A 19389-nucleotide genomic window follows, 5' to 3' on the forward strand; every position below is an offset into this window, starting at 1 on the left:
AGGTCAGGCTGCCGCCGGCCACCAGCAGATCGCCCATCTGACCCTGGGCAAGCGGCTGTCCGGCCTCATCGGCCACCCGCAGCTCATAGCCCTCGACCGGCAGGCCCGAACTGCCCGGGCGGACGCGGCCGGCGCGGTTCGACAGAAAAATATGCAGGGCTTCGGTCGTGCCGATGCCGTCCAGAATTTCCAGGCCGAAGCGCGCCTTCCAGCGCGTGAACAGCTCGCCGGGCAACGGCTCGCCGGCCGAGACGCACAGCCGCAGGCTGGACAGGTCGTAGCGACTTTCAACGTCCGGGATTTGCAGCATGGACGCGTACAGGGTCGGGACGCCGAAAAACAGACTCGGTCTGTACTCACTGATAGCGCGAAACATACCGTCCGGAGTCGGGCGCTCGGGTACCAGCGCGGCCGTCGCGCCGACCCGCAGGGCGAAATTCATGCCGCCGCCCAGCCCATAGGCGAAAAACAGGCGCGGCGCAGCCAGACTGATCCGGACCGATGGCCAAGATCTCACGGGCGTAGGTCTCCGCGCAGTAGACCAGATTCCGGTGCTGATGGACGACCCCTTTGGGCAGGCCGGTTGAGCCCGAGCTGTACAGCCATAGGGCAGCGTCATCGCGGTGGCTTGGGTGCGGCTCCAGCTCCGAGGCTTCAGACGCAATGCATTCATCAAAGGCCATGCCACCCGGCTGGGCCGCGCCGATAATAATACTGGAAACCGGGCGTGTCCGGGCCACCGGGGCCAGGGTCGGCCACAGCATCAGGGTGCTCGCCCGGCTGTCGTCGAGCAGATAGGCGTAGTCCTCGGCGCGCAGCGCCGTGTTGACCGGGACCGGCACCGCCCCGATTTTGAGCGCGCCCCAAAAGCCGTAGGCAAAGGCCGGCGAGTCCAGGACGACCAGCAGCACCCGCTCCTCGGCCCGCACGCCGAGGCGCCGCAGCGCGTTCCCGGTCTGGTTCACCTTGGCCGCCAGCTCGGCGTAGCTGATCGTCTGGTCGCGCCAACGCAGGGCAGTCCGCTCGCCACGTCCCTCGGCGAGATGGGCGTCAATAAAAACCGTGGCCGCGTTCAGGCGTTCGGGAATATCCGGGACGGCCATGGTCCTCAGGCCTCCAGTCCGGCTTTTTTGGGCTCAATCCAGTCGCCATCCCGCATCAGGTCTTGGACGAGCGCGGCGTCGGCAGCCGTCGGCAGAACCTCCTCACAGTGCCGGGCATACGCCTCGGGACTCAGCAACTCGCCCTGAGCGCTGTACGGCTGGTCGGCATACTCGCCGATCCGCCGCCTATACAGCCTGGGCTGGTCCTCGGTCACCAGCAGGTTGAGGTTGTCAATCAGGCCCAGGCACTCCTGGTAGAACAGCTGGCGGGCGTGCTCGTTGAGCCGCTCTGGATCGGCCGGCTCGGCTGCGGTGTTTTCGTCAAAACGGCCCTTGACCCCCCAGGCGTAGGCCCACTGGGCGGACGAGGAGTGGTCGGTGCCAAACAAGTCATAGGCTGCCGGAATCCATTTATTGAAATACTTCTGGATCAGGGTAACCGGAATTTTCTGGGCGCGCAGGATGCGCTTGAGGCCGTTGTGGCCGGTGCCGAGATGAAACTGCTCTTCCTTGAGCATCGGCCCCATGCTGCGCGCAAACGGCGCAAAGGCCGAAAAACTCTCCATCTTGAGCTGATACTTGCCGTCGCGGTCGATAAACTCGGTAAAGGCGTACATGTCCAGCCAGTTGCGAATGTCTTCGTTAAACGCCCCCAGCAGGCGCGTCTTCTTGAACGCCCGCCGCTCCAGCAGCTTCTGCGCCTCGACCTTGCCGCTGGTACCGAAATACGTCACCAGCAGATAGGCCATCTGCCAGCCGTGGCGCGTCTCCTCACAGATGATACGGGCCAGGCTGTGGCGATCAAAGTCCGACGGCGCGGTGTCGAACAGCTCGCGCTGCTGCTCGGTCGACGCAAACTCGGTATCGCCCTGGACCCGAATCAGGTTGAGCAGGGCGTCCCGAATCCGCTGGTCGGGCACCTCCAGGAGGTTTTCCCATTTTGTGTGGCCGGCGTAGGCCCCAAACTCGATCTCGGACTGTTCCAGCTGGCCGAACTTGATCTCCCACTGATAGTCGCCCAGCTCGCCGACATCCAGCCCAATGTCTTTTTGCCAGCCTTTGAACAGGTCCATCCAGTCGTCAAAAGTCTGCATCCGTGTTGCCATCGTCTACTCCCTGCGAGCCGCTCCGCGCCCGCTCATACGCCCTTGAACTGCGGCATGCTCTTGGTCACATACGACCGCAGACCCTCTTGGCCGTCCGCGCTCGAAAACAGGCCGGCCTGCAACTCCTGCTCCAGGCTCAGCGCCTCAAACAGGGGCATCTCGGCCCCGGCCTGGACGGCCAGCTTGATGCGGCCGACCGCTTTGCTGGCCTTGTTCGGCGGGGTGAACTGCCGCGCATAGGCCAGCACCTGCTCAAAGTAGTCCTGGGCGTCAAAAATATCGTGCACCAGCCCCAAATCCTGGGCCTCTTCAAACGAGATCCGGCGCCCGGTGGCCATGAGTTCCAGGGCCCGGGCCTTGCCGATATGGCGGGTCAGGCGCTGCGAGCCGCCGGTGCCGGGCAGGACGCCCAGCGCAATCTCGGGCAGGCCGACCTGTCCCGCGTCACGCCGGGCCAGACGTAGGTCGCAGGCCATGGCAATCTCCAGCCCGCCGCCCACGGCGTGGCCGTTAAGCGCGGCAATGACCAGCTTGGGCGTCCGTTCCAGGCGGTTCAGCGTCTCGTTGGCGTGCAGGCAGAAGTTGTACTTGAACTGGGGCGACACCTGGTTGAGCATCTCGATGTCGGCCCCGGCCGAAAAGAACTTGTCCCCCACCCCACGCAGCAGCAGAACGTAAATCTCATCGTCAAACCGGGCCCGCAGAATGGCCTGGTCCAGCTCGGTCATCATTTCGTACGAGTAGGTATTGGCCGGCGGATTATCAAATTCGATCAGGGCGATCCCGTGCTGGGCGGCGTAGCGGACCAGGGGCTGCGGCATAGCTGTCTCCTCTGTCATACCCCTTTTTTCTAGAAGCCCGGTGACAAAATCGCAAGGTCGGTCAGCCCGGTTTGCCGAATCGACAAAAAAATTTTTTGCACGCCTTGACCTCAGTCCGACCGCCCTTACCTTTGGTGCAGCAACAGCGGGGACCAGCCCCGCACGGAGAGACACAGGTATCCCTCACAGTAAGAAAGGAGTTTCCCATGGCATTCTTCCGATTCTCACCCGAACGCGACCCGCTGAACGCCCTCATGCGCTTACAGCGCGAGTTTGACCGCGTGTTTGAAAACCCCCGCGGCTTTGACATGGACCTGTCGGGACGGGGCGTCTTCCCGCCCGTCAACGTCCTGCAAGACGCCGAGGGCAACTATGTCGTCCGCTTCGAGGTGCCCGGCGTGGCGCCCGAAGACATCGCCATCGAGAGCCAGGGCCGGACTCTGACCCTGAGCGGCAAGCGTGACCCCTCGGCCGATCCCGACGCCAGCTACCATCGGCGCGAACGCGGCATGGGCCAGTTCTCCCGCTCGTTTCAGTTTCCGACCGACCTGGCCCTCGACCAGGCCGAGGCTGCGTACAAACAGGGCATGCTGACCATCCGCATCCCCAAGCGGGCCGAAGCAAAACCGCGTCAGATTGCCGTCCGGGCAGCCTGAGCTGCGCCCGTATGCAAACCACGCGCACAATGAGGAGGAGCACCCCCATGCCGGAACACGAACTGACCACCCAGCAGAAACAAGAAGTCCAAACCGAAGAACACACCCGCCCGGGCCGGACCTATGTGCCCCACGTCGATATTTTCGAGACCGACCAGGCGCTGTGGCTACGCGCCGACATGCCCGGCGTGCGCGAGGACTCGATCGAGATCAACGTGGACAAAAATGTGTTGTCGATTGAGGGCCAGTTTGCCCTGGACGACTACCAGGACCTGAGCCCGGTCTACACCGAGTACAGGGTCGGCAACTATCAGCGCCGCTTCAGCCTGTCGAACGTGATCGACGCCGAGAAAATCCACGCCCGGCTGACCGACGGCGTCTTGGAACTCGGACTGCCCAAGGCCGAGAGCGCCAAGCCCCGGCGTATCGCGGTCCAGGTCGGCGCCTAGGCTGGCCGCTCAGGCGCGATTCGGGGAGCGGGAGCCGTGGGGTTCCTGCCCCCTGTGCGTTGGGGCACAGAGGGTCGCGCCGTTATCCCGCTCACCCGTGGTGTGTTATACGTCCGACTATGGATACGATTGCAGGTCCGAGTCCGGCCGAACTCCGCCGCGCGCTCCACCAGGCTGCGGACTGGGTTGCCGCCTATCTCGAAACGGTCCAGGATCGTCCCGTCCTGTCCCAAGTCTCGCCCGGTCAGATTGCCGCGAGCCTGCCCGACTCGCCTCCCCAGCACGGCGAGTCGCTGGAAACGATCCTCCAGGATATTGATCGCCTGATCCTGCCCGGCATCACCCACTGGAACCATCCGGCGTTTTTTGCCTATTTCGGGATCAGCGGCTCCGGGCCGGGCATTGTCGGCGAGCTGATCTCGGCCGCCCTCAACGTCAACGCCATGCTGTGGCGCACCTCGCCGGCCGCCACCGAGCTGGAGCAGCGCACCCTGAGCTGGGTAGCCCAGATGCTGGGACTGCCCAGCCGCTGGTTCGGCGAAATCACCGACACGGCCTCGGCGTCAACCCTGTACGCCCTGGCCGCCGCCCGGGAGGCGGCCGGCCTCGACATCCGCGACCGGGGCATGGCCGGTCGAACCGACCTGCCGCCCCTGGCCGTGTACGGCTCGACCCAAACCCACAGCTCTATTGACAAAGCCGCCATCGCCCTCGGCATTGGTCGGCGCTGGACCCGCCAGGTTGAAACCGACGCCGCCTTCCGTCTGCGGCCGGACCGGCTCGAACAGGCGATACGCGCGGATATGGCGGCCGGCGTCAAACCGTTGGCCGTGGTCGCCACCGTCGGCACGACCTCGTCGACCAGCATCGACCCGGTCCCGGCCATTGCCGACATTTGTGAGCGCTATGGGCTGTGGCTCCACGTTGACGCGGCCTACGGCGGCGCGGCCGCCCTGGTGCCGTCCCACCGCTCGGTCCTGGCCGGCTGTGAGCGGGCCGATTCGTTTGTCACCAATCCCCACAAATGGCTGCTGACCCCAATTGACTGTAGCCTGCTGTACACCCGTCGCCCGGACGATCTCAAACGCGCCTTCTCGCTGGTGGCCGAATATCTGCGCACCGACGAAGCCGAGGTCGTCAACCTGATGGACTACGGCTTGTCGCTGGGCCGCCGCTTTCGGGCCCTCAAGCTGTGGATGGTCATTCGCGCCTACGGACACCAGGGTCTGGCCCGTATCATCGAGGGCCATATCCGCTCCGCTCAGTGGCTGGCCGCTCAGCTTGACGCCACACCGGGCTGGCAGCGCCTGGCGCCGGTCCCCTTTTCGACGGTGTGTTTTTGTCATCAGCCGGCTGGAGAAGCCGACTCCGAGGCGCACAACGCGGCCATCATCGACGCCGTCAACGCCAGCGGCAAAGCGTTCCTGTCCCATACCAAGCTGAACGATCAGTACGCCATCCGGGTCGCCATCGGCAATCACACCACCGACCAAGGCCACGTCGAACAGGTGTGGGAGCTGCTGCGCCAAGCCGCGGGCGACTGAGACGATGAACGCCCCATGACAGGAGTCGCCAACACACCGATTTCTCGGTAAACTCTGCGTGCCCTTGGACCCATGAGCCGTACAACAGCCAGATCGGCCCTGCTCTCACTCAGCCCCGAGCGGCGGGAGGCCACAGCGCCTGTACCGGCAGGGCGTGAAACGCTTCTCCGAAGGGAATACTCTCCGTCCCCGTGTAGAGCACCAGGCCACGCAAGAAACCTTCTCCAACAGCCTCGGCCAAGGTCCGCAGCCCCTTGAAGTCTTTCGCCGCTACACTTGAGCTGGCTTTCACCTCAATGCCAACAACACGCCCAGCCGCGTCTTCCAGGACAAGGTCCACCTCTTGTCCCGTTTGGGTGCGGAAGTGGAACAGGCGGGGTCGGACCTGGCTCCAGCTCACGTGTTTGAAAAGCTCCATCACAACAAAGTTCTCCAGCAACGGGCCGGCCAGCGTTCGGTCTCTCTCAAGCAGCCCTTGGTTCGCCCCGAGCAGAGAGGCCAGCACGCCCGTATCGCTCAGGAAGAGCTTAGGTGCTTTGACCAGACGCTTGCCGAGATTGCCGGACCAGGCGGGAAGAAGCTGCATCAGAAAAGTTGCTTCAAACAGGGCCAGATAGCGCTTCAGGGTGCTCAGCGGAATGCCACTTGTTCGAGACAGCTCAGAGGTATTCAACAGGCTCGCCGCTCGCGTCGCCAGCAGGGAAAGCAGACGGGGCAAGGCGGTCAGTCTTTCGACATTGACCAAGTCGCGCACATCGCGCTGGAGCAGGCTGGTGATATACGACTGAAACCAGGCCTGCCGGCGTGCCGCGCTCGCTCGACCCAGGACTTCCGGATATCCACCCCGCAGGATGCGGTCGAGCAGCTGTGGCCAAGCTTCAGGCGAAACCGAGAATGGCGGATCGACAAAAACCCGGTCAACAAAGCTTTCTCCCGCTCCTGCTATTTCGCTCTGGGCCAAGGGCCACAGGCTCAAGACCTCCATCCGTCCCACCAACAGTTCGGCCAGGCGCGGCAGGAGCAAGACGTTGGCCGAGCCGGTTAAGAGGAAGCGGCCCGGGTGCCGGTCACGATCCACGCCGGCTTTCAGGGCCACGAAGAGCTGTGGCACACGCTGGACCTCATCAAGGACGACCGGCCTGTCAAGACCAGCCACAAATCCAGCCGGGTCGGCCTGCGCGGCAGCCAAGACTCCGGCATCGTCGAAGCTGAAGTAGCGGGCTGGATGGGCGGATGAGGCAAGAGCCCGGACCAGAGTCGTCTTCCCCGTTTGTCTGGCTCCGGTCAGCACGACAACAGGCGTATCGGCCAGCGCAGCCAGTACCTGGGAGGTGATATGGCGGTCAATCATGGTTGAAAATTAGCCACTCAGTGGTCAATTTTCAACCAGAGAAGAATGTCTTTCGTCTACAATTCCTGGGCACGGATGTGGCGCTGGTAGATCTTGGGCAGCTGAGACGGCAACGACAGTACGTCTTCAATGACCATATAGCGCGACGGCGCACACATCTCACGCAGATAATCGTGGCCGCCCTTATCAACCGTGATGCAGAACGACAGGATGCCGCTGCGCTCCGCTTCGCGCAGGGCCATCATCGTATCGCGGATGCCATACGTCGGCGTGTGCGGCTCACGGCCGTAGTCGGCGTCTTCGGGATAGCCGTCGCTCAGTAGGATGAGAATCTTGCCGCGGGTCGACAGGTCTTTCAGCCTACGCGTGGCGTGACGGACGGCCGCACCCATACGCGTGCTGCGCTGGGGAGCCAGGGCACTGATGCGGCCTTTGACATCCGTGGATAAGGATTCGACAAAGGTCTTGACCGGATAGACGTCAACATTCTTGCGCCCGCTGCTCGAAAAGCCGTAAATCGCGTACGTATCGCCGATCTCTTCAAGGGCCGAGGACAACAGCACGACCGATTCCTTGAGGATATCAATAATCCGCATCTCTTCGGGCTCGCCTTCGGGTTCACCCTCGCCCTCGACTGCGGCAACCGGCACCCGGGCGTCGGTCGAGGCGCTCAGGTCCAACAAAAACAGGGCTGAGACATCGCGGTCGGTCGGCTGGCGGGCGGCATAAATCTTGGTCGAGGGCGGCACCCCGGTAATCAGATCAACCCGGGCTCCGACCGCAGCTTCGAGATCGATCTCTTCCCCATCCTCCAGGCCCTTGACCTTGTGGTACAGCTTTGGCCGTAAGCGCTGAAACTCGCGCTTGATGTCCTTCATCACATCGCCGTAGGCGCTCATGGTGCTGCTGAAAAAGGCGCCTTCGTCGCCGACCAGCGGCACCTCGCGCAGGTCGCACCAGTGCGAACGGTAGTCGTCAATCAGGAAATCCCACTCATCGTACACATAGCGCACCCCGGCCGAGGTGAGCCGTTGGCGGTTCTTGGCCTTCTTCTGTTTGGGCTGGAGCAGCTCTTCCTCGACGCCGTCTGGGTCCGGCTCACCAAACAGGGTGAAAGTTTTGCCGTTATCGGGGCGTGCTTGGGGACGGCGGTGCTCCTTCTGGTGTTGCCTGAGCCGGGCGATAATTTTGCGCAGCAATGCCTGTTCTTCGGCCGACAGGCCTTCAGCGCTGCGCGGCCCCTCGTCCTCCATGGGCACGAGTCGGGCCGATTCGTCTTCCACCAGCTCGGTCAACTGATCCTTTTTTGACTGGCGGGGCTCGGTCGCCTGGGGCCGCGCCCCACTGTCCATCACATGCGCGTACAGCTCGGTGGCCAGCAGCAGCGACTCGTCGGCCGAGCCGTCCTTGGTCAGGTCGGGCCACAGCGCCTTGGGCAGGCGCGGCAGCAGCATGGACAGGGCCGCAGGGTAGAGCTGGGTCTGTTCGTCGGCCCAGGCCAGATCCTCTCGCAAGCCCCGGTACGAGGCGGTCAGCTGAGCCGCCACCCGTTTGCTCTCGATATGCACAAACAGCGCCTCGACCTGTTTGGGCTGCGGAAAGAGGTGGAAAAAGTCGAACAGGTTATCCGGCGGCTCGGCCCCATCGGCCAGCAACAGATGGACGTAGGGTGGCAGCGACGGCCACAGGTCGGCCAGATCAATCGCATACGTTCCGCACGCCACCCGACCGGCCTGTTGGGCGGCCATAATGCGCAGCAGGCGAAAGTTTTCCTCATAGGTCGGAAAAGCCTCGACCCACACCGGCAGGGGCAGCATGTCCTCGTCGTCTAGACCCAAGGGCGGCGGAAAGCTCATCGTTTCGGTCTCGGCCAGGCTGTAGGTCGTGCCGCCCAGCATGTGGAGATACTTGAGCAGCACGCCGTGCACGTCGCTCAGCATGACGGCCGGCACCGTCCCGCGCAGCATCAGTATGCTGGTCCGCGACTCCAGGGCAAAATACGCCTCGGCCGCTTCGGGCCGGCGGCGGGCCAGCTCCTCACCGGCCGTGATCCAGCCCAGCACGCCCTGCTCGCCGACCTCGTCATAGGCTTGGCCCAGCACCCGGAACAGCCGGGCAACCCCGGTCGGCACAAACTGGGCCAGCTGACCGATCCGTTCCAGCAGGGTACGGCACGTCTCCAGGGGCAGGGAACGCAGCGTCGAGCTGAACAGGGTCACCGACACCGGCAGGGGCTCGGGATCGAAACTCACCCCGGCCTGGATACAGCGCAGATAGGTGGCTCGCAGCTCGGCCGGAATGATCAGACACGCGTGCGGCAGCGCCCGGTACAGCGCCACCGCAGCCGTCGGCGAGTGATACACCGAGTTACGGACGAGCCGGTAACAGCTCAGCCGCTCGGCCTGCTCCAGCTCGGTCAGACCGTCCGGCAGGCTGGTAAACACCTGGGCGGGGTCGACCCCACCAATATCAAAGGCCAGGCGCGACCACTCGTTCAGGTCGCCCTGGCTGAGCCTGGGTAAGACCTGGGAAGTCGCCCCAAAAAAGGCCGGCGCCAGATGTTCGTTCTTGCTCTGATCCAGGGTCAGGCCGCGGCGGCCGTGCTCCACCCAGCTGTGCAGATGCTGACCGGCAAGCCAGCCCTCAAGTGTTGCCGTCTCCACCTCAGCCAGCGCGTCCAGTAGCTGCGTCTGCCAGGCCACGGGCAACTCGTCAAGAACGGTAGCCAGCCGTTGGCGGGCGGGCTCGGTCAAACGGCTCCGATCAAGGCCAGCGGTATCTCCAGATGTCATGTTCCCCTTACCCGTCAGACAGAGTATGCCTGTGGGTGTACAAGAAGTCTGGCGAGAGGGCAAGAGAGAACTGGTGCCGCTGCGGCTTCCGCCTGCCGGTTCGTGAGGCGCTCATCCGGCCACCACGGCTCAGGGCGGTCTACAACCACTGCGACCAGATGTAACGCTGGTAAATCTTGGGCAGCTCGGTCGGCAGGGACAGGATATCGTCAATGACCATATAGCGCGACGGCGCGCACATCTCCTGCAGATAGTCGTGTCCGCCCTGGTCGACCGTCAGACAGTAGGACAGGATGCCGCTCCGCTCGGCTTCCCGAAAAGCCATCAGCGTATCGCGCAGCCCGTACATCGGCGGTACCACCGGCTTGCCATAGCCCTGATCTTCCGGATAGCCATCGCTCAACAGCACCAGCAGTTTGGCCCGGCTGGCCAGAGCCTTCAGCTTGCGCGTGGCGTGACGCACCGCCGTCCCCATGCGGGTGCTGCCCTGCGGGCTCAGCGCCCCGATTCTGCCCTTCACCTCGGCGCTCAGCGAATCCCGGAACGTCTTGACCGGATACACCTCGACATCCTGGCGACCGCGGCTCGAGAAGCCGTAGATGGCGTACGAGTCGCCAATCTCCTCCAGGGCGACCGCCAGGATGACCAGCGCCTCCTTGATCACGTCAATCACCCGCGCCTTGCCCCGCTGCACCGTCCCCGCCGAGGTATCGGGCAACTCAGCTGCGGTCGAGGCGCTCAGATCGACCAGGAACAGCACGCCGACATCGCGCTTGACCTGCTGTCTGGCCAGGTACAGCTTGGACGACGGCGTCTGTCCCAGGTGGCGGTCAACCCGTGCGGCCACCACCGCGTTGAGGTCAATGTCTTCACCGTCTTCCAGTCCCGTGACCGGATGAAACATCTTGGGCCGCAGGCGCTGAAACTGACGCTTGATATCCGGCGTCAGCTCGGCATAGGTCGCCAGGGTGCGTGAAAAAAACGCGCCCTGATCCTGGGCCAGACCAACCTCGCGCAGCTCACACCAGTGGGAGCGATAGTCCTCAATCTCGTAATCCCACTCGTCGTACACATAGTGGAGATCGCGGGCCGTGCGACCCCGCCGCCGGGCGGCCTGCTCGGCATCGGACTCCTCGTCAGCCCCTCCCCGGCTCAGATTCACCCCGGTCAGAAAGGCTGCCGCCTGCTCGGGCACCTGGTCAAAATCGAGTTCGGTGGCCGATGCCGAGCCGCCGGCTGTCGGCTGCTCGTCCTGTAAGAACTGGGCGTACAGCTGGGACGCCCAGACCAGGGAGTCCGAGGCCGTGCCGGTCCGTTCAAGCTGGCCGAACTCCTCGCTCGGAATCTGGGACAAGAGCGCCGCAGGCACGGCCGGCTGGAGTTCGGTCAGCCCCGCAGCCCAGCCCAGGTCGTCGGCCAGGCCGCGATAGTGGACCGTCAATCGGGCGGCAACGCGCCTGGCTTCGAGACCCAGGAAGATGTCTTCAATCAGATCAGAGCGGGGAAACAGCCCGAAGTAGGCAGCAAAGGTCTCAGGGCGGACCGCGTCTCCATCAAGCAAAGTACGGACATAGGGCGGGAAGGCATCCCACAGGGTCGACGGCACACAGTCGTAGGTGCCGAACACCAGGCGCCCGGCCTGATGGGCGACCAGCACCCGGTAGAGACGAAAATTGTCCTCATAGGTCGAGAAGTGATCGACACACATCGGCAGCGGAATCCATTCCTCCTCGGGGTCGGCCAGCGGCGGCGGCACGAAGAGCAGCGGCGTCTCGACAAAGCCGCCGCTGGGGCCGCGCAGCATGTGCAGGAATTTCAGCAGCACGGCCTGGACTTCGGCCAGACGGACGACCGGCGAGGCGCCGCGCAGGGTCAGTTGGGCGGTCTGGGAGCGGAGCGCAAAAAAAGCCTGGCCAGCCTGCGCGTTCCGACAGCCGATGTCTTGGCCGACACCGATCCAGCGCAACACCCCGTCTTCACCGGCCGCGTCATAGGCTCGGCCCAGGCTGCGGAACAGGGCCGGCAGGCCGGCCGGAAAAGTCTCGGCCAGTCGCGCAATCCGCTCGACAATAGGCAGGCGGCTTGACACCGCCACGTTCTTGAGGGTCGGTCCGATCAGGGCCAGGAGTGCGGGCAGCGGCCTGGGATTCACGGCTGCCACGGCCCGGATACAGGCCAGGAGCGGAGCCTGGAGTTCGGCCGCCAGGAGCCGACAGGTCTGGGGCAAGAGTTCGGCCACGGCCTGACGCTGCAAGGCCGGGATACGGGCCAGCACGGCCGACATCTCGGCGTTGAATCTGTTTGCTTTCATGGACGCGAGATCTCGATGCAAATGCTGGCCCCTTTCCAACTCCGCCACTCAGGATATTTGGGATATTCGTGGCCGAAACGCCAAATCATGGGATAGCCCCAGGACACGCTCGTATGGCAGCAGATATTCACCCCTCGGTTGTCCGGTCTCGCGTGCCATTCTGCGACATCGGCCCTGGCTTGGTTGAGTGCTTCATTCAGTGCTTGGTTGGCCTCGTCTCTGACGACCAATACCGCAAGAACTCCGCTGGGCACGGGACCGTTTCCAACGAGATATTTGATTCGATCCAGATCCTTCAAGCATTTGTCTTTGTCCCAATGCCGTTTCACCTCAATGACACATATCGGTTTCTCACATTTGTCGAGCAACGCGATGTCTACACGCTTTTGCTTGCATTCGTCGGCGGTATCGGCCCAGATTTTGTGAAAAGGCATTTCCAGCCAGAGGCGCTCGTGTCTGCCTTGGCGTTGCTCATACAGAGCCCTCGTAATGCCAGCGACCAAGAGGCCCTCGTTACCGGAATCATTCAGCCAGTGGTAGCCATGTGACCATTTCTCGTACTCGAAATTTGCGTCGTATATCCCTTTGTGTATAGCCTCGATAAGCTTGCTCATGGGGTGCTACCTCGATTGATTGTTGGCCTTTGTGGCTACATACGTGCAAAGGGCAGACGTGCATAGGCACTGATCGCGGTAATGTAAGGTGTTCTTGGGAAGAGGGTCAAGCTCGATACGGAATCTCTGCCTCGACAGGCTCCTCAGTAGCGTTGCCTTTGTAGGGGCGGGTTTGAAACCCGCCCCTACCGCCCGCCCCGCACGAGGCCACAGTCTCAACGCCAGGCCCGCCCAGCACGAGGCCACAGTCTCAGCGCCAGGCCCGCGCCGCCCGCTGGCCCTCCTCCACATCAACCCGGGACAGCAGCAGCCCGCCCACGGCAAAAAACGCCACCAGGGCCAGAATCGCCGTCCGACTTGACCCGGTTGCCAGCGTCAGCAGGGCAAAAACCACAGGCCCGAAAATCCCGGCAAATTTCTCACACACGGCAAAAAAACCGAAGAACTCGGTCGAGCGCTGGCGGGGAATCAAACTGGCGAACAGCGAACGGCTGAGCGCCTGACAGCCGCCCTGGACCAGGCCGACCAGAATCGCCAGCAGGTAGAAGTGCAGGGCCGTAGACATGAAATAGCCGACCACGCTCACGACCATATACACGCCCAGGGCCACAAATATGCCGGCCTTGGCGCCGATGCGGGCGGCCAGACGGCCAAAGCCGAAGGCGGCCGGGATACCGATGAACTGCACCAGCAGAACGGCTGAGATCAGGACGCCCTGCGACAGCCCGATCTCGGTGCCGTAGATGGCCGCCATACGGATAATCGTGCCCACCCCATCGTTGTAAATGACAAAAGCCAGCAGCAGCAGCCCGGCGTTCTTATACACCCGCAGCTCACCGCCCGACTGACGCAGACGACCGATCACCCCGCCCAGCAGCGGGCCGGACTGCGAGCGGGCCGAGCGGCCCGGTTCCGCGACCCGGCGCAGCAGGGGCAAGGAGAACACCAGCCACCATACCGCCACACTGACAAAAGACAGGCGGCTGGCGGCCGCTGCATCGGCCAGGCCGAACCAGTGCGGAAACTGGATCCAGGCCAGATTGAGGGCCAGCAGGAGGCCGCCGCCCAGATAGCCCAGCGCATAGCCGGCGGTCGAGACCTGATCGATCTCTTCCGATCGGGCCAGGTGGGGCAGCAGCGCGTCGTAAAAAACAATGCTGCCCGACACCCCGATATTGGCAATCACAAACAGCACTGCGGCCAGCTGCCAGTCACCGCTGTAGACCCAGCCCAGGCCCGCAGTGGCGCACACGCCGGCGCCCATAAAGACGGCCAGGAGTCTTTTGCGTAGGGCGGCCATATCGGCCCAGGCGCCGAGCAGGGGCGCGGCCATCGCAATCAACACCAGGGCGACGGTGGTCATCGCGGCATAGCGTGCGGTGGCCACACTGGGCGGCACATTGACCGCCGCCACCGAGCTGAAATAGACCGGAAAGACGGCCGCCACAACGGTGGTAAAAAAAGCCGAATTGGCCCAGTCGTACAGCGCCCAGGCCCGCAACTCGGGCCGACCCAGGCCGAACGCGGCCAGCCGGTCAGCTCTCACACGCACGGTCGATACACTCCAAGCGACGTCCGAGAACACGCCGCGCGTCGGATTCGACACCCCCCAGCCATTCCCAATCCGTGTGTCATGGTCTGCCGGGCGGGTCTGGTGTAGCACACAGGTCGGCCAGGGTGACGCCGGCCAGGGCCTGCTCAACGGCCCGGTCCCGCCGCTGCAAGACATCGCCCAGCCGGCCGTTGTCTTGAGCCTCAGGCACATCACCCCGCAGGACAGCCAGGATCTCGACCAAGCCAACCCGTTCGGGCGAGCGTCCCAGTGTCACCCAGGCCGGCTCGCTGGCCCGCAGCAGGATGCCGCTGTGGACAAATCGCTCCAGACAGTCTTCCAGCCCGGACAGCGGCACCTGGAGCGAGACCGCCAGCTCGGTCGCCGACCAGGGCGGTTTGCCGTTGAGTGCGCGACGGCCGATGGCGACCAGCATCGCCAACACCAGCTGCTCACGGGCCGCATGACTGTCCGGCCGGGTCGATTCCTTTTTGAAGTAGTCGGTCGGATGCTGGTGGAAGTAGGCCACCTCGGCCCCGATCAGGACGATCAGCCAGCCGACATACAGCCACAGCAGGGACAGAATCAGTACGGCAAAGCTCGAATAAATGGCCGCATAGCGGGCCGAGCCGGCAAAGAAGGCGGCAAACACCACCCCGGCCAGCTGCCACAGCAGACTAGCCGCCCCACCGCCGATCAGGGCCGAGCGCAGCGACACCCAGGTGTGGGGCATGAAGCGGTACAAAAACGTGAAGGCCAGCCACAACAGCAGGAAACGCGTCCCCCGGGTGGCCAGAATCGGCCCGAAAATCTGGATCTCCACGATGCGCTGGACCAGCCAGTAGCTCTGGACCGAGGCGATCAGGGTCAGGCTCATGAAAACCAGCACCGAGCCGATGAGCAATACGCTCAGGTAGCCGCTCAGCCGTCGGCTCCAACTGCGCGGCCGGCGCACCTTCCAGATCCGATTCAGCGCGCTTTCGATCTCACCGATCAGGAAAATCACGGTATAAAAGAGGATGACCACCCCGACAACGCCGAGCACACCGACCTGGATATTGTTCACCACCTCGATGACCCGGCGCACGACCTCAACGCCCTCCGGACCCAGGGGTTCGAAAGCCTGAACCAGAAACGGCTCAATCTGATTCTGGACGCCAAACGCCTTCAAGACCGCAAAGGCGACCGCCAGCGACGGGATCAGCGCCAGCAGCATGGCGTAGGTCAGGCCCATGGCTTGCAGGTGCAGCAGATCCTCGCCCAGCCGCCACACCACGACACTGAAGAAGTGCGCCAACTGAGCCCGACAACGCAGCACATACGGCGAGGTCAACACCCGCCCAGTATAGCTGAGCCGGGCAGGGCTTGCATCCGGACTCCGGTCCAGTGTAACTGGACAGGACACCCGAGCCGATTCCAAGACGCGGTCTCGGCGGACCGAGGCACAGACGAGGCATTGCACATGGCGCAGCGGCATCCGTGGCAACTTCCGACCCCTTTTCAGGAGGCGACCCGAGAGGTTGATCGACTGTTTGACGAGTTGATCCATCGGCGTTGGGGCAGACGACCGGACCAGGTCCAGGCCTGGGCGCCCCAACTCGACCTGTATGAGACCAAAACGACTTTTGTGCTTGAGGCCGACCTGCCCGGCGTCAGCAAGCAGAGCATCGCGGTCGAGGTCAAAAACGGAGAACTCGTGCTGCGCGGCGTTCGGTCGGTCAGCCGTACCGGGCGGGGTGAGAACGTCTTCCGCCAGGAACGCCACTCGGGCCAGTTCGTGCGCCGGATTCGCCTGCCCGCCCCGGTCAACCCGGATCGCATCCACGCCACGTTTCGCAACGGCGTGCTGCGGGTCAGCCTGCCCAAAATCCGAACGACCAGGAGACGGCGGCATGTCTAGCCCCGCGTCGGGCCACTCAGACGAAGCGCCGCCCCTGCCCCCACCAACCGAACTGAGCGCCGAGGAGTTACGCTTCCAGGTCTCGTTTCCAACGGCTTTTCAGACCACGGCCGAGCTTGAGCCGCCCGACCACGACCTCGTCGGCCAAGAGCGAGCCCAGGCCGCGCTCGATCTCGGACTCGGCATCGCGGGCAGCGGCTTTCATATTTTTGTCTCCGGCATGGCCGGAGCCCAGAAACTCGATGTCGTCCACGACTGGGTCGCCCAACAGGCCCGCCAGGCCCCAACGCCGGGCGACTGGGTATACGTGCATAACTTTGCCGACCCGGACGTGCCGCAGGCAATCGGCCTGTCGGCCGGCCACGGCGCCCGGCTCAAGGCGCGCATGGGCCAGCTGGTGAAATCCCTGCGCGAAGAGCTGCCCAAGGCCTTCCGCGAAGAAGCCTTTGACCGGGAAAAGGACGATCTCAAGGAAAAATATCTGGCCCAGGCCCAAGCCCTCAACGCGAGTCTTGAGGCCAAGGCCAAAGACAAGGGCTTCCTGCTGCAAATGAGTCCCCAGGGTATGATCCTGATCCCGGTCGTCAACGGCCAGCCGCTGAAAGGACCCGAAGAGTTCCAACAGCTGGCCGAGGACCAACAGGCCGCCATCGAACACAAGCGCCGCGCGCTGCTGGCCGACCTGGCCGACTTTCCCCGCCAGCAGCGCGACATCATGCGGGCCATGGCCGAGGACATCCGTCAGGTCGAGCAGCGCTTCTGCGAAAACGTGATTGCCCCCCACCTCGCGGCCATCGGTCAGGACATCCACAGTTCGGCGGTCGCTGCCTACCTCGAACAGGTCAAGCGGCATACGGTCGAACACCTCGATGCCTTCAAGGAACCGACCGACCACGACGGGCCGCCGGGCGTGTCGCCTCCGGTCGACCAAGCCCCGGTCGGCCAAACCCTGGTCGGCCAAACCCTGGTCGGTCAGGACCAGCTGTACGAGTACGAGGTGAACGTCGTCGTCGATAACGCCCACACCACGGGCGCTCCGGTGCTGACCGAAAACACCCCGACGTATCAGAATCTGTTTGGCAGCATCGAACGCGTGCTCGACCGGGGCGGGCGTTTGGTGACCAACTTCACCCGCATCAAGGCCGGCTCCATACTGCGCGCCCACGGCGGCTATCTCATCTTTAATCTGGAAGACGCGCTGACCGAACCGGCGGTGTGGAAGACCCTCAAACGCACCCTTAAGAGTGGCCGCATCGCGCCCGAAACCTATGAGCCGCTTTCGCTGTTTAGCGCGGCCGGCCTCCAGCCCCAGCCGGTCGCCGTCCAGCTCAAGCTGATCGTTGTCGGCAGCCCCAGCCTGTATCACAGCCTGTATGCGCTCGATCCCGAGTTTCAAGACCTGTTCAAGGTCCACGCCGACTTTCGACACACGCTGGAACTCAGCGGCCAGCACGGTCAGCTGTACGGCCAGTGGGTCGCCCGGCTGTGCCGGCAGGAAAACCTGCCGCACTTTGAGCGGTCCGGGGTCGCACGCCTGGTCGAGTTCGGGGCGCGTCGAGTCGGCGACCGCGAGAAGGTCTCGGCAGCCTCGACCGAAGTCGCCGACCTGGTTCGTGAGGCTGCCTACTGGGCGGGCAAGGACAAGGCTGGGCTGGTGACCGCCGCGCATGTCGAAACCGCGCTCCAGCAACGTCGCTTTCGGGCCAACCGGATTGAAGAAGAGCTGCGCGAGATGATCACCCGCGGCACGGTCCTGCTTGACAGTCAGGGCAAGAAAGTCGGCCAGATCAACGGCCTGGCCGTCCTCGATATCGGCGGCCACAGTTTTGGCCGGCCGTCGCGCATCACGGCCAGTGTCGGCATGGGCCAGGCCGGGATTGTCAATATCGAGCGCGAGTCGCGTCTGAGCGGGTCGAGCCACGATAAGGGCCTGCTCATTCTGTCCGGCTATTTGCGTAACCGCTTCGGCCAGGATAAACCGCTCGCCCTGTCGGCCAGCCTGTGTTTCGAGCAGTCCTACTCGGGTGTTGACGGCGACAGCGCCTCGTCAACCGAGCTGTACGCCCTGCTGTCGCGGCTGGCCGAGGTGCCCCTGCGCCAGGATTTGGCCGTGACCGGTTCGGTCAACCAGTGGGGAGAAGTTCAGGCCATTGGCGGGGCGAACGAAAAGATCGAGGGCTTTTTTGATGTGTGCGAAGCCCACGGCCTGACCGGTCAGCAGGGCGTGCTGATCCCGGCCGCCAACGTCCGCAACCTCATCCTGCGCGCCGATGTCGTGCGGGCGGTCGAAGACGGCCGGTTCCACATCTACCCGGTCCAGACGATTGATCAGGGCATTGAGCTGCTCAGCGGCCTGCGCGCCGGCTCGGTTGACGAAGCGGAGACGATCAACGGCCGGGTCAGCCGGCGTCTCCAGGAGCTGGCGGTGCGGATCAGGAAATTTGGCACCCACAAGCAAACAGACGGAGACGAGGCCGACCACATAAACCCGGACCACGAAGAAAAACCGGTCCCGACGGAGACTAAGACATGCGTCTCATAGCCAGTCTTCTCAGCCCGCTGATCTTACGCGTTGCCCGCCGCCTGCGCTTTCCGCAGCTGTTTATGCTGACCGCCGGCCTGTTCGTGCTCGACGTGCTGATTCCCGACCTCATTCCTTTTCTTGACGAGTTCGTTCTCGGTCTGGCCACCCTGCTGCTCGGAGCGTGGACCACCCACAAAAAAGAGAACATGGAAGAGCATCTGGAAGAGACCCGGGAGGACGATCAGGATGTGATTATCACCGAGGCGCGGGTTGTCGAAAGCGACCGAGCGGCATCCCAAACGGTATCCAAAGACCGTCCCTCCTCAGGCCAATGACACCCGACACCGACGCAGCGCTGGCGGACCTCGTCGCCGCCAACCGGATTCTGGCCCGGCACGGGATTGTCGATGGCTACGGCCACGTCAGCCTGCGCTCACCCCACAAGCCCGACCACTATCTGCTGTCGCGGGCTATCGCCCCGGAGACGGTCACGGCCGCCGATATTGTGGAGTTTGACCTCGACAGCCGGCCAACACACCAGACATCCGAACTCTACCTCGAACGCTTCATCCACGGCGAAATCTACCGGGCCCGGCCCGAGGTGCGGGCGGTGGTGCATAACCACGCGCCAAGCCTGATTCCGTTTGGCGTGGCCGCCACGCCGCT

Annotated in this window: 17 protein-coding genes; 8 read left to right on the plus strand and 9 right to left on the minus strand. The window is 63.7% G+C overall.

The genetic code is table 11. From position 1 onward, the window contains the following. From J4F42_04770 to J4F42_04785, 4 genes are all read right to left on the minus strand, one after another. Positions 1–376 (minus strand): AMP-binding protein (locus J4F42_04770; GenBank protein MCE2484800.1); only part of this gene is annotated, 376 nt, incomplete at its 3' end. Beyond that, positions 357–1103, minus strand: coding sequence for an AMP-binding protein (locus J4F42_04775; protein MCE2484801.1), 747 nt, complete (start codon positions 1101–1103; stop codon positions 357–359). The genes J4F42_04770 and J4F42_04775, both read right to left, overlap by 20 nt. A gap of 5 nt (positions 1104–1108) precedes the next feature. Next, the gene (locus J4F42_04780; GenBank protein MCE2484802.1) at positions 1109–2209 is read right to left on the minus strand and encodes a phenylacetate-CoA oxygenase subunit PaaI; all 1101 of its coding nucleotides are present in this window, start codon (positions 2207–2209) and stop codon (positions 1109–1111) included. 32 nt (positions 2210–2241) lie between these two features. After that, complete coding sequence (locus J4F42_04785; protein ID MCE2484803.1) at positions 2242–3030, minus strand: enoyl-CoA hydratase/isomerase family protein; 789 nt, start codon at positions 3028–3030, stop codon at positions 2242–2244. Between the two features lie 206 nt (positions 3031–3236). Here J4F42_04785 and J4F42_04790 point away from each other — a divergent pair, with 206 nt between their 5' ends. From J4F42_04790 to J4F42_04800, 3 genes are all read left to right on the plus strand, one after another. Further along, a complete protein-coding gene (locus tag J4F42_04790; protein MCE2484804.1) occupies positions 3237–3686 on the plus strand; it encodes an Hsp20/alpha crystallin family protein in 450 nt (149 codons plus the stop codon). A 47-nt stretch (positions 3687–3733) separates the two neighbouring features. Further along, the gene (locus tag J4F42_04795; protein MCE2484805.1) at positions 3734–4135 is read left to right on the plus strand and encodes an Hsp20/alpha crystallin family protein; all 402 of its coding nucleotides are present in this window, start codon (positions 3734–3736) and stop codon (positions 4133–4135) included. Between the two features lie 119 nt (positions 4136–4254). Next, positions 4255–5679 carry an aspartate aminotransferase family protein gene (locus J4F42_04800; protein MCE2484806.1) on the plus strand — a complete coding sequence of 475 codons (1425 nt, stop codon included), beginning with the start codon at positions 4255–4257 and terminating at the stop codon, positions 5677–5679. Between the two features lie 109 nt (positions 5680–5788). On the opposite strand, the gene J4F42_04805 is transcribed toward J4F42_04800, so the two are convergent. The 3 genes from J4F42_04805 to J4F42_04815 all read right to left on the minus strand — a co-directional run bounded on the left by J4F42_04805 (position 5789) and on the right by J4F42_04815 (position 12133). Then, positions 5789–7030, minus strand: coding sequence for an ATP-binding protein (locus J4F42_04805; GenBank protein MCE2484807.1), 1242 nt, complete (start codon positions 7028–7030; stop codon positions 5789–5791). Between the two features lie 56 nt (positions 7031–7086). After that, complete coding sequence (locus J4F42_04810; protein ID MCE2484808.1) at positions 7087–9822, minus strand: hypothetical protein; 2736 nt, start codon at positions 9820–9822, stop codon at positions 7087–7089. A 139-nt stretch (positions 9823–9961) separates the two neighbouring features. Beyond that, positions 9962–12133: a VWA domain-containing protein gene (locus tag J4F42_04815; protein MCE2484809.1), complete on the minus strand. Its 2172-nt coding sequence runs from the start codon at positions 12131–12133 to the stop codon at positions 9962–9964. Positions 12134–12246: 113 nt separating this feature from the next. On the opposite strand from J4F42_04815, the gene J4F42_04820 reads away from it, so the two are divergent. Then, complete coding sequence (locus tag J4F42_04820; protein MCE2484810.1) at positions 12247–12681, plus strand: hypothetical protein; 435 nt, start codon at positions 12247–12249, stop codon at positions 12679–12681. A 316-nt stretch (positions 12682–12997) separates the two neighbouring features. On the opposite strand, the gene J4F42_04825 is transcribed toward J4F42_04820, so the two are convergent. Next, the gene (locus J4F42_04825; protein MCE2484811.1) at positions 12998–14299 is read right to left on the minus strand and encodes an MFS transporter; all 1302 of its coding nucleotides are present in this window, start codon (positions 14297–14299) and stop codon (positions 12998–13000) included. A 79-nt stretch (positions 14300–14378) separates the two neighbouring features. Continuing rightward, positions 14379–15704, minus strand: coding sequence for a YihY/virulence factor BrkB family protein (locus J4F42_04830; GenBank protein MCE2484812.1), 1326 nt, complete (start codon positions 15702–15704; stop codon positions 14379–14381). 57 nt (positions 15705–15761) lie between these two features. Between J4F42_04830 and J4F42_04835 the strand changes: the two genes are divergently transcribed. The 4 genes from J4F42_04835 to J4F42_04850 all read left to right on the plus strand — a co-directional run. Beyond that, positions 15762–16199, plus strand: coding sequence for an Hsp20/alpha crystallin family protein (locus J4F42_04835; GenBank protein ID MCE2484813.1), 438 nt, complete (start codon positions 15762–15764; stop codon positions 16197–16199). Then, on the plus strand, positions 16192–18741 hold the full coding sequence (locus J4F42_04840; protein ID MCE2484814.1) for an AAA family ATPase: 2550 nt from the start codon (positions 16192–16194) through the stop codon (positions 18739–18741). The genes J4F42_04835 and J4F42_04840 overlap by 8 nt, the downstream gene beginning before the upstream one ends. Further along, positions 18729–19058 carry a hypothetical protein gene (locus J4F42_04845; GenBank protein MCE2484815.1) on the plus strand — a complete coding sequence of 110 codons (330 nt, stop codon included), beginning with the start codon at positions 18729–18731 and terminating at the stop codon, positions 19056–19058. The genes J4F42_04840 and J4F42_04845 overlap by 13 nt, the downstream gene beginning before the upstream one ends. After that, positions 19055–19389, plus strand: a 335-nt coding sequence (locus J4F42_04850; protein ID MCE2484816.1) for a class II aldolase/adducin family protein, incomplete at its 3' end; no start/stop codon positions are given. The genes J4F42_04845 and J4F42_04850, both read left to right, overlap by 4 nt.

The sequence above is a fragment of the Desulfurellaceae bacterium genome (assembly GCA_021296095.1).
Taxonomy (GTDB): Bacteria; Desulfobacterota; Binatia; order Bin18; family Bin18; genus JAAXHF01.